This window comes from Methylophaga sp. (genome assembly GCF_048266885.1).
Lineage (GTDB): Bacteria > Pseudomonadota > Gammaproteobacteria > Nitrosococcales > Methylophagaceae > Methylophaga.
Map to the genome: position 1 here is coordinate 1 of NZ_JBLWYR010000002.1, position 11,631 is coordinate 11,631.

The window sequence follows — 11,631 nt, forward strand, 5'->3', positions numbered from 1 at the left end:
TAACTCCACAAATTCACCCAGATCGCCACGCATAAAGCCCCAACCTTGTTGGATATGCCTAATCAATGAATGCGCTTTATATTGCGTTAAAATGCCTACTCGACGAATACCTGAGTTAACGCAATTAGATAATGGAAAATCAATAATTCTGAACTTCCCTCCAAAGGGTACTGCAGGTTTTGCTCGCCATCCCGTCAGTTGTTTCAACCTTGAACCACGCCCTCCAGCCAGAATCAGAGCCAGAGTATCTCTGGTTAGTCGACTGACAAAACGGGTGCTATTGTTTTTTGGCATTTTTTAAATCTCCAGCCAGCTATGCAGTGAAATATGTTGTAATGTCTTAAGCGTGCCACATCGCTAAGGTGGTCAGCAATAGAAATATTTATAGGACAGTATATCTATGGTTTTTGAACAAAATTTGACAGATGACCAACTTAAAATCATAGAGGCCAGACATCATGATCCGTTTGCCGTATTGGGACGTCATCCGACTAAAACTGGCATATATGTAAGGGCATTTTTACCCCATACCGAATCTGCTTCGGTGGGTGACAATTTACCAATGCAACGTGTTCCAGGCACTGATATCTTTGAATGGACAGGTCGTTCTGATGATTTAGAAATACCATACCAGATCCATCGTACCACTTCACAAAACCAAATTGAGAGCCATTACGATCCTTATTGCTTTCCTCCGCAGATATCAGACTATGATTTGTACTTGTTTGCCGAAGGTAAGCACTGGCATGCCTATAGAATTTTAGGTTCGCACAAACGGACTGTGAACGGTGTCGAAGGCGTCATGTTTGCCACTTGGGCGCCCAATGCTCAACGCGTTAGTGTCGTAGGTACCTTTAATCGTTGGGATGGTCGATGTCATCCCATGCGTTCAAGAGGCAGTACCGGTGTATGGGAATTATTTATCCCTGGTCTTAATATCGGTGATTTATACAAATTTGAAATTCGTAACCATCAAGATGGCAGTCTGCATCTAAAAATGGACCCCTATTGCCAGCAAGCCGAACTTCGTCCCAATACGGCCTCTGTAATATTTGATAGCGAGTATCAATGGCAGGATAAAGACTGGATGGCCACCAGAGAGCAATCTAAATGGTTAAATGCGCCACATAGTGTGTATGAAGTTCATCTTGGCTCTTGGCAAAAACGTGTTGATGGAAGTTTTTGCTCATATCGCGAACTCGCTGATAAATTGGTTCCCTATGTCAGCAAAATGGGCTTCACTCACATTGAACTGTTACCAATAACTGAACATCCCCTAGACATTTCTTGGGGTTATCAGACTACAGGTTATTATGCAGCGACCAGTCGGTTCGGCTCACCTGATGACTTTCGCTATTTAGTAGATAAATGCCATCAAAGTGATATTGGTGTATTGCTTGACTGGGTACCTGGACATTTTCCAAAAGACAGTTTTGGTTTGGCTCGTTTTGACGGAACGGCCCTATACGAACATGAAGATCCACGGCGTGGAGAACATCAGGACTGGGGCACATTAATTTTCAATTATGGCCGTAATGAAGTACGTAACTTTTTGCTATCCAGTGCGTTTTTCTGGTTGGAAGAGTTTCACATAGATGGGCTAAGGGTTGATGCTGTAGCGTCTATGTTGTACTTAGACTATTCGCGTAAAGAAGGTCAATGGTTACCCAACATTCATGGTGGCCGCGAAAATCTTGAAGTTATCAGTTTCCTCAAAGAGGTAAATACCATCCTGCATCAGGCCCATCCCGGCTGTATCATCGCCGCGGAAGAATCAACCTCCTATCCGATGGTTTCCCGTCCTGCCGATATGGGTGGACTTGGGTTTTCGATGAAATGGAATATGGGCTGGATGCACGATATTCTCGAATACATGAAGCAGGATCCAATTCATAGGCGATATCATCATGATCAACTGACATTTGGATTGTTGTACGCATTCACCGAAAACTTTGTACTGCCCTTCTCGCACGATGAAGTTGTGCACGGCAAAAAGTCGATGCGCTATAAAATGCCTGGAGATGAATGGCAGCAATTTGCCAACCTGCGGTTGCTGTATACCTTTATGTACAGTTATCCCGGCAAAAAACTGTTGTTTATGGGCTCGGAATTTGGCCAAGGTAGCGAATGGAACAGTGAACAAGCACTTGATTGGTATTTGCTGGACTATCCAAAACATCAAGGGTTGTTACAAATCGTCACTGATTTGAATAAGGTATATCGCGAAAGTCCGGCGCTGCATTTTCATGATTTTGACGCGCATGGCTTTGAATGGATTGATTGTAATGATCGAGAACATTCGGTATTGAGTTACATGCGACGCGGCCAAGACTCTATTGTCGTAGCCGTGTTTAATTTCACACCGGTCACTCGTGATAATTATCGAATTGGCGTACCGGAACCCGGTGAGTACGAGGTCATCATTAATTCTGACTCAGAATACTACGCTGGAAGTAATCACCCGGTCAGTCCAATTATTAATAGTGAATTCATTGAATGGTCAGATAGACCGTATTCAATCGTAATAAACTTGCCACCACTTGCTGGCCTGATAATTCGTAAAAAACACTAAAACGATTGGCGGCTCGTACACAATACGAGCCGCTTACGTATTCTGATTATTGACGTAAAGTGCGGATCATCTTAATTAGTTCAGTGGTGGAACTGTCATGTACGGAAATGTCTGCATCACTTTGCAAATCTGGCAATATCGCTTTAGCTAATTGCTTGCCAAGTTCAACACCCCATTGATCAAAAGAGTTGATATTCCACACCACGCCTTGAACAAACACTTTATGTTCGTACAAAGCAACTAATTGACCCAGCATTTCAGGTGTCAATTTTGGAAATAACAAAACGTTACTTGGACGATTTCCCGGAAACACTTTGTGCGGCAGCAATGCATCCAAGGCCTTGCCTTCATAGCCTTCTTTAATTAGCTCTTCTCTGACCTCTTCGGCACTTTTGCCTTTCATTAAGGCTTCAGATTGCGCCAAACCATTTGCCAACAAAATTGATTGATGATCACATTCTGGATAATGGCTGTTGACCGGTAATACAAAATCTACTGGGATTAACTGTGTTCCCTGATGGATTAGTTGAAAATAAGCATGTTGTCCGTTGGTGCCTGGTGTACCCCAGATAACTGGGCCAGTTTTATAACTGATACGGGCACCCTGGCGGTTAATATACTTACCGTTACTTTCCATATCTAACTGTTGCATATGGTTTGGAAAACGGGCCAATGAATGGTCATAAGGCACAATTGCGAGTGTTTGTGCATTAAAGAAATTGATGTACCAGATCCCCAACATGCCCATGATAACTGGAATGTTTTCGGCTAACGGGGTGCTCCGGAAATGGTTATCCATTTCATGTCCACCTTCCAGCAGGCGAATAAAATTATCCATGCCGACATACAGCGCGATCGGAAGTCCGATGGCACTCCACAACGAATAGCGCCCCCCTACCCAATCCCATATTTCAAACATATTGGCCGTATCAATGCCGAATTTTGAAACTTCTTTAGCATTGGTGGAAACCGCAACGAAATGTTTGGCAACATCCGCTTGGGTGGCAACTTTTAAAAACCAGTTACGGGCAGATTGTGCATTGGTGATGGTTTCTTGCGTTGTAAACGTTTTTGAAGCCACGATAAACAGGGTGGTTTCAGGATTGAGTTTCTCTAATGTTGTACTAAGATCAGTGCCATCTACATTTGAAACGAAGTGTGCCTGAAGACCGTCGATGCCATAAGGTTCAAGCGCATCACAAATCATCGCAGGCCCAAGGTCCGAACCACCAATGCCGATATTCACAATATCGGTGATTTTTTTGCCACTGAACCCCAACCATTTACCGGTATGTACCTGTTCACAAAATGCAGCCATTTTGTCTAGAACGGCGTTTACTTGGGGCATGACGTCCTGACCATCCACCATAACTGGTGTGTTGGCACGGTTACGTAATGCGGTGTGCAAGACCGCACGGCCTTCGGTGTGATTTATCTGCTCACCGGAAAACATGCGTTCAATCCATGATTGCATATCAACCGCTTGTGCAAGGGCAAGTAGTTTATCAACGGTTTCTTGCGTAATTCGATTTTTGGAATAATCCAGTAACAGGTCGCCAGAACGCAGAGTAAACCGCTCGAATCGTCCCGAATCCAGCACGAATTGCTCGCGCATCGACAGGTATTTGATATCGGAATAATGTCTATCCAGTGATTGCCATTCGGCGATATTTAGTGGCGTCATATTTCTACTTATTTTTGTTAACGGTTATTAAGATTTTATGTTGAGAGAAAATTTGCTAACTCCGACCAGGCTAGTGTCTGTTGTTCGCCTGTAGACATGGTTTTAACACCAATATGTTGCTGCGACATTTCTTCTTCACCCAAAATTAAAGTCCAGCGCGCTCCACTGCGATCGGCCCGCTTGAATTGGCTTTTAAAACTACCACCACCACAGTGGCTAATCAAGCGAAGATCCGGTAGCTGGTCTCTTAGGCTTTCAGCTAATAACAAAGATTGCGCAGCAGCAGCTTCACCGACAGCAACCAGATAAACATCCGGCCCTTGAGTTTCAGGTAGCGTACCGCCAGCTTCCAATAGTGAAATTAATCGTTCCAGTCCAATAGCAAAACCAATTGCACTTGATGCTTTACCGCCAAGTTGAGTAATCAGTCCATCATAGCGTCCACCGGCACAAACAGTGCCTTGTGCGCCTAACTGATCTGTGACCCATTCAAAAACCGTTTTACCGTAATAATCAAGCCCGCGTACCAACCTTGGGTTTATTTCAAAGGCAATATCAGCGGCACGCAAGGTATTACATAATTGGTCAAAATGTTCAGCTGATTCTGCATCCAGATAATCAATCAATTTAGGTGCGGCTTCATTGAGTGACTGCATATCGGGATTTTTACTGTCCAATATGCGTAGTGGGTTGCTTAATAAGCGCCTTTGGCTATCTTCATCCAATAATTCATGGTGAGCCTGATAGTACTCAACCAGGGTTTTCCGGTAATTCAGTCTGGCTTCTGTACTTCCTAATGAATTAATCTGCAGCGAAATATCTTTTAATCCCAGCTTTTTCCATAAACGTGCGGTAAGCAGGATCATTTCAGCATCGATGTCCGGTCCACTAAAACCATATGCTTCAACCCCTAATTGGTGAAACTGACGGTAGCGTCCTTTTTGTGGACGTTCATGACGAAACATTGGCCCCATATACCAAAGCCGTTGTTGCTGATTGAACATGCCATGTTCCATGGCAGCTCTTACACATCCAGCGGTGCCCTCAGGTCGCAAAGACAGACTGTCACCATTGCGATCATCAAAGGTATACATTTCCTTTTCAACGATATCGGTAACTTCACCAATAGAACGTTTAAATAATTCAGTCTTTTCCAGAATGGGTAAACGAATTTCGTGATAACCATAGCTATCAAGAATCTGTTTAAGGCTGGTTTCAACGGCTTGCCAGTACGGCGTCACTTCCGGAAGAATGTCGTTCATTCCCCGGACAGAACGGATTATCTCTGCCACCTTTAGCTTATGTCCTTTATCGGAATTACTTTTTCGGGTTGTTCGCTACGCAAGGCGATTCGCTGGCGAATTTCCTTTTCCAGCTGATCAACCAGGTCTTCGTTGTCTAATTTGTGATGGGGTTTTCCATCGCGGTATAACAGATTGGGAGAACCACCGGTTAGCCCGATAGCAGCCTCTTTAGCTTCACCTGGTCCATTGACGACGCATCCAATCACCGCCACGTCCATGGGTTCGATAATGTCTTCCAATCTTGCCTCAAGTGCATTCACGGTCGAAATAACATCAAATTCTTGTCTGGAACAGGATGGACAAGCAATTAGATTGATCCCTTTACTACGAATTCGCAGGCTTTTTAAAATATCAAACCCTACCCGTATCTCTTCAATTGGATCAGCAGCTAATGAAACGCGGATAGTGTCGCCTATGCCTTCAGCAAGCAACATTCCTAAACCAATTGCTGATTTCACCGCACCACTTCGGAGGCTTCCAGCTTCTGTGATACCCAAATGTAAAGGCTGCTCAATTTGATCAGCCAATTGACGATAAGCATGAACAGTCATAAACACATCAGAGGCTTTTAAACTCACTTTAAAATCTGGAAAGTTCAGACGATCCAAAATATCGATATGTCTTAAAGCAGATTCAACCAATGCTTCCGGGGTCGGCTCACCATATTTTTTCTGTAATTCTTTTTCCAATGAACCCGCATTGACGCCAATTCGGATTGGAATTCCAAAGTCGCGTGCTTTATCAACGACAGCGCGAACTCTATCTTCACGGCCAATATTACCAGGATTAATCCGTAAACAATCAACGCCAAGTTCAGCGACACGCAGCGCTATTTTGTAGTCAAAGTGAATATCGGCAATTAATGGAATATCCACTAATTTGCGAATGGCACCAAAAGCTTCTGCGGCATCCATAGTCGGTATAGAGACACGCACCAAATCTGCCCCAACTTTTTGCAGCCGTTGAATCTGGTCAACGGTTGCTGCGACATCCGTTGTTTCCGTATTGGTCATGCTTTGAACGGCAATAGGTGCATCACCACCTATTGGTACATTGCCAACCATGATTTGACGTGATTTGCGACGTTTAATTGGAGATGGAGTATGCATTATGAATCAGCTCCCAAGGTAAAGCGCGCTACATTTCCACGGGTATATTCAGAGATATCAATAATCTTACCTTCAAATCTGACAGAAGCGGCGTTTGCTTGCCCCAATGACACCTGTAATGGTGCCGTGCCAGACAATTCAACGGTATTGCCAGCTCTGACAACTCGGCTGATCAAAACTTGCTGAGAGGCATCACGCACCTCAACCCAACAATCTGCATTGATACCAATAACTAAATTATTTGCGTTTATATCGGAAGTGTCTGCTTCAACTTCTTCAGCCGTCAAAGTCTCTGTTTCTATAGGAGCTTGTTCGTCTATAACGGGCTCGGCAACTAATTCAGTTGGTTCAACTTCAACTGGCAATTCAGACTGAGGATCAGAACTAATAATTGGCCCATCATTAGATTCGGTAATTGGAATGGAATTATTGTTGCTGTCAATATCTGATGGTTCGACAGGTTCAATAAGGGGTTGATCAGGCAATTCATTTATTTGCTCAGCCTGGGTTGCCTGCCATTGTTGGTAAGCAAACCATGCTAAAACTCCAACAATCACCAGTAATATCAATGGTAGCCAAGGCAAACCTGATTTTGCTGGCTTAAGCTGTTGTATTGGCGCTATTGAAGGACTGCGATGATCGGTTTCAGTAAATTCAATATTAAACCCCGCCAGCATTTCATCTTGCGGTAGCCCTAAGAATTTTGCATAACTTAAAAAGTAACCTCGGGCATAGGTCCGCCCATGCAGTCGGTCCCAATTTTGCTCTTCTAGATGCACAATCGCATCTCGAGTGACTCTCAGCTGAGCTGCTGCATCAGTAATTGAGATTTTTTTTGCTTCCCTCGCATCACGTAGACGTTTTCCAACATCCACTGATGACGAAACAACACTCGGCTCTTCTGTATGACTCTCAGCCATAAATCTTAAATACCTTCATTGACCATACGCATTTCATCGGAATCCGGGAACCGGGCTCGCATAATTAATTTATAGCTTGATACCGCGTCTTCATTGCCCAGCTTTTGTTCGGTTTTAATGGCTGTCAGTAAAGCCTGGGGAGTCCACGGTGAAACACTATTGAAACGTTGCACGTAAGCCCGTGCTTGCATGTAATTTGTTTGCTCGTAGCTCAGGTCAGCCATACCCATTAACGACTTACTCAAATTAGGGTTAATTTGCAAAGCGCGCCGGAAATAAGCCTCTGCCTTAACCATATCTGGCATTTCTCTGCTACAGAGCCCTGCATTTTCATACGCCATGGCAGCACTTTGATATAACGGATTTTCGATTGCTTTTAAAAAACGTTTTTCTGCCTGCTCGTATTTACCCTGCTGACATAAAAAAACACCGTAATTATTTTGTGCTTCAGAATATTCTGGCGCTCTACTCACTGCCTCTTTAAAATGCTTTTCAGCTTTTTCAGTTTCGCCTAGACGCTGATAAAGTAAAGCAATCGTGTTGTGAGCACTCGGTAAATTAGGATTTTGTTTTAATGCTTTATCAAGCTTCTCCATGGCGATTTCATAATCACCACGTTGTAAATAACTCAATCCCAACTGCATATTGAGCTCAGCAGCCTTAGCATCAGGTGCAATATGTTCTCGTTGCCCTGAAGATGCACATGCTGTCAGTAAAACAATAACTGACACCAATAAGCCTGATCTCAAATAAAATATCATCTGATGAAAACTACCTCTTGCTCGGCTAATTTCTGAGTGCGACGAGTTTTGTCCTGAACCTCGCCAGCTAACTGCCCACAGGCAGCCACAATATCATCACCACGAGTTTTACGTACAGTGGCGACCAGACCAGCAGCAATAAGCTGTTCTTTAAACCGCGTAATCACATTTCTTGAAGAACACTGATAATTAGTGCCTGGGAAAGGATTAAACGGAATAAGATTAATTTTATTTGGGATGCCTTTCAAAATACGGATTAAATCTCGCGCATCTTGCTCTGAATCATTAATCCCAGCCAACATGACGTATTCAACCGTTATGTGTCGACGAAGTTGCTCGCCAGTGACATAACGCTTGCAGGCTGCCAGTAACTCGGCAATCGGATATTTATCGTTTAATGGAATAATCTCGCTACGTAATTTATCATTTGCAGCGTGTAATGAGATAGCTAGGCTGACATGACAGTCTTGTTTCAGACGATCAATCATCGGTACCACACCAGAAGTACTCAACGTTAGCCGCCGCCAAGAAATGCCATAGGCCAAATCATCTCGCATCAGGTTCATCGCAGTAATCACATTATTGTAATTAGTCAGCGGTTCTCCCATGCCCATCATGACCACATTGGTCACCATACGATTGCCTTTCGGATCTTTTCCCAAAGCTTCGTTGGCAATCCAAAGTTGAGCAATAATTTCGGCTGCACTCAGATTACGGTTAAAGCCCTGCTGCCCAGTTGAGCAAAAGGTACAAGTCAGAGCACAACCAACTTGTGATGACACACATAAAGTGCCACGGCCATTTTCAGGGATAAATACTGTCTCGATGGAATTATCACCATCCATCTTGATGATCCACTTACGTGTTCCATCAGTGGAAATATGTTCGTGTAATAATTCTGGTACGCGTATCTCGGCAATCTGACTCAATTTTTCGCGTAATGATTTACTAAGATTACTCATCTCTGCAAAGTCAGTGACGCGATATTGGTGAATCCATTGTAAAAGTTGGCGCGCACGAAAGGGTTTTTCACCGATTTCGACGAAAAACCCTTCCAGACCTTTAAGATCTAGACCAAGTAGGTTGGTCAATGTGTTTGCCATTAGTTAATGATTAGCGTGTACGAGCGCACAGTTGATCTTCAGTGAAGAAATACGCAATTTCACGTGCTGCACTTTCAGCAGAATCTGAACCATGCACCGCATTTTCATCAATGCTTTGCGCAAAATCAGCACGAATTGTACCTGGTGCTGCATCGGCAGGATTAGTTGCCCCCATCAAATCGCGGTGAGTAATAACAGCATTATCACCTTCAAGAACTTGGATCATTACTGGTCCTGAAGTCATGAAGCTCACTAAGTCGCCAAAAAACGGACGTGCTTTGTGTTCAGCATAAAAGCCTTCCGCTTGCTGTTGTGTAAGATGCACCATACGTGCAGCTACGATTGAGAGACCAGCCTTTTCGAAACGTGAGTAGATCTCACCAATAACATTTTTTGCTACCGCGTCCGGTTTGATAATTGACAGAGTACGTTCAGTCGCCATGTGTATCCTCTTTGGATTGGTTGAATTAAATCGACATATTCTAGCATCTATAGGGCTATGAGATAGTAGCGTTCACTGAGTTTTTATTAAGCGGCCAATTTTGCTTTGGATTTGATGACAAAACCATTACCATCAGCGGACTATTTTTGATAAAACACATATGTAAATTCGATGATGAATAAGACATTTAACCGTATCGGCTTGTTTATCCGCAAAGATGATCCTGTTTTGGAATCGGCGGTCATTCAAGTCAGTGAGTTTCTGCAATCCAAAGGGTTGCAGGTGTTTTGTAATGAGCCAATGAGCTTTCTGCCTAAATTGGCAGTAATTTCTATCGCCGAGTTCCCATCAAACTGTGATTTAACAGTAGCAATAGGTGGCGATGGCACCATGCTTTCAGCTTCGAGAGCATTATCAGGCTTCGACTTACCTATCGTGGGAATTAATGTTGGACGACTAGGCTTTTTAGCCGATGTCACACTGAATAATTTACAATCCCAATTAGGTCGAATTTTAGATGGTCAATATCGGCATGACAATCGTTTCCTCTTAGAAGCACATCTGAATAATGCTGAGGATCCCATTAGTGTCGCGATGAATGATGTTGTAGTGCATTCGCATCAAAGCCGACATATGATCGAATTTGAAACCCATATCAACGGACGGTTTTTAAATAGTCAACGTGCTGATGGATTAGTGATTGCTACGCCCACTGGCTCAACTGCTTATGCCATGTCCGCGGGCGGTCCGATTCTTGATGTAGATTTGGACGCGGTGGTGTTAGCATCAGTGTGTCCACATACCTTGAGCAATCGACCTTTAGTTATTGCAGCCAGTAGCATTATTGACATCACATTGAGTGAAAATAACATTACTACAGCGATGGTCACTTGTGACGGACGCCCCGGCCATGTGCTTAACCCTGGCGATACTGTCCGAATTCAACGCCATGCAAACCGGATAGATTTATTGCATCTTGAAGATCATGATCACTACTCAATTTTGCGTGCAAAACTGGAATGGGGCCGAAAACTGACATGCTAACAGCGTTAACCGTCCGTCAATTGGCAGTAGTTGAAGATTTATCCCTTACATTCAAATCCGGTATGACTTCGCTGACCGGTGAAACTGGTGCCGGTAAATCCATACTGGTTGATGCCTTGGGTTTAGTTCTTGGCGATCGTGCTGACTCTAATATGGTACGTCATGGCAGTGAACGCGCTGAAATTGAAGCTAGCTTTGATATCAGCCACAATCTTCAACTGCAACAATGGTTGAAAGAACAAGAGCTTGATGACGAGGATCAATGTCATCTGCGCCGCACCATCAGTCGAGATGGCCGCTCGAAAGCCTATATAAATGCACGCCAAGTGCCATTAACGCAATTGCGTAATATCAGCGAATTAAGTGTTGATATCCACGGCCAACATGAACATCAATCGTTATTGCGTACAGAAACCCAACGAGAATTACTTGATATTGTTGCTAACAATAAAACGCTGCTTAAAGCATTAAAACAAGCTTATTCAGAGTGGTTGCAGATCCAGCAACAACTCGCGGCTGTACAACAACAGTCTGATCAACATATGGCCCGCCAAGAACTATTAAATTATCAAATTAGTGAGCTAGAACCGTTAGATTTGACTGACAGTAGTATCGATGAGCTGCTACAGGAACAACAGCAGTTAGCCCATGCGGCACAGCTACTTCATACCAGTGAATCAACATTACATCAC

Annotated in this window: 11 protein-coding genes; 3 read left to right on the forward strand and 8 right to left on the reverse strand. The window is 43.7% G+C overall.

What is annotated here, in order from left to right:
• Window positions 1-294 (reverse strand): sugar phosphate nucleotidyltransferase (locus ACN0V2_RS01155; protein WP_417548959.1); only part of this gene is annotated, 294 nt, incomplete at its 3' end.
• A gap of 106 nt (window positions 295-400) precedes the next feature.
• Here ACN0V2_RS01155 and glgB point away from each other — a divergent pair.
• Window positions 401-2,572 (forward strand): 1,4-alpha-glucan branching protein GlgB, encoded by a 2,172-nt coding sequence (gene glgB / locus ACN0V2_RS01160; protein WP_417548960.1) that lies wholly within the window; start codon window positions 401-403, stop codon window positions 2,570-2,572.
• Window positions 2,573-2,618: 46 nt separating this feature from the next.
• Here the strand turns inward: glgB and pgi are convergent, their stop codons facing one another.
• From pgi to ndk, 7 genes are read right to left on the reverse strand one after another with little or no spacing between them, the layout of a single operon-like run.
• A complete protein-coding gene (pgi, locus tag ACN0V2_RS01165; RefSeq protein ID WP_417548961.1) occupies window positions 2,619-4,256 on the reverse strand; it encodes a glucose-6-phosphate isomerase in 1,638 nt (545 codons plus the stop codon).
• Window positions 4,257-4,291: 35 nt separating this feature from the next.
• Entirely contained in the window at window positions 4,292-5,548 is a 1,257-nt protein-coding gene (gene hisS / locus ACN0V2_RS01170; RefSeq protein ID WP_417548962.1) for a histidine--tRNA ligase, read from the reverse strand.
• A 2-nt stretch (window positions 5,549-5,550) separates the two neighbouring features.
• Entirely contained in the window at window positions 5,551-6,669 is a 1,119-nt protein-coding gene (ispG, locus tag ACN0V2_RS01175; protein WP_417548963.1) for a flavodoxin-dependent (E)-4-hydroxy-3-methylbut-2-enyl-diphosphate synthase, read from the reverse strand.
• Window positions 6,669-7,589 (reverse strand): RodZ domain-containing protein, encoded by a 921-nt coding sequence (locus tag ACN0V2_RS01180; protein WP_417548964.1) that lies wholly within the window; start codon window positions 7,587-7,589, stop codon window positions 6,669-6,671. The genes ispG and ACN0V2_RS01180 overlap by 1 nt, the downstream gene beginning before the upstream one ends.
• Before the next feature lie 5 nt (window positions 7,590-7,594).
• Window positions 7,595-8,320, reverse strand: coding sequence for a type IV pilus biogenesis/stability protein PilW (gene pilW, locus ACN0V2_RS01185; protein WP_417548965.1), 726 nt, complete (start codon window positions 8,318-8,320; stop codon window positions 7,595-7,597).
• A 26-nt stretch (window positions 8,321-8,346) separates the two neighbouring features.
• Entirely contained in the window at window positions 8,347-9,453 is a 1,107-nt protein-coding gene (gene rlmN / locus ACN0V2_RS01190) for a 23S rRNA (adenine(2503)-C(2))-methyltransferase RlmN (RefSeq protein ID WP_417548966.1), read from the reverse strand.
• Window positions 9,454-9,463: 10 nt separating this feature from the next.
• Window positions 9,464-9,895, reverse strand: coding sequence for a nucleoside-diphosphate kinase (gene ndk / locus ACN0V2_RS01195; RefSeq protein ID WP_417548967.1), 432 nt, complete (start codon window positions 9,893-9,895; stop codon window positions 9,464-9,466).
• Window positions 9,896-10,066: 171 nt separating this feature from the next.
• On the opposite strand from ndk, the gene ACN0V2_RS01200 reads away from it, so the two are divergent.
• Entirely contained in the window at window positions 10,067-10,939 is an 873-nt protein-coding gene (locus ACN0V2_RS01200) for an NAD(+) kinase (RefSeq protein ID WP_417548968.1), read from the forward strand.
• A partial coding sequence (locus ACN0V2_RS01205; protein ID WP_417548969.1) for an AAA family ATPase occupies window positions 10,933-11,631 on the forward strand: 699 nt, incomplete at its 3' end. The genes ACN0V2_RS01200 and ACN0V2_RS01205, both read left to right, overlap by 7 nt.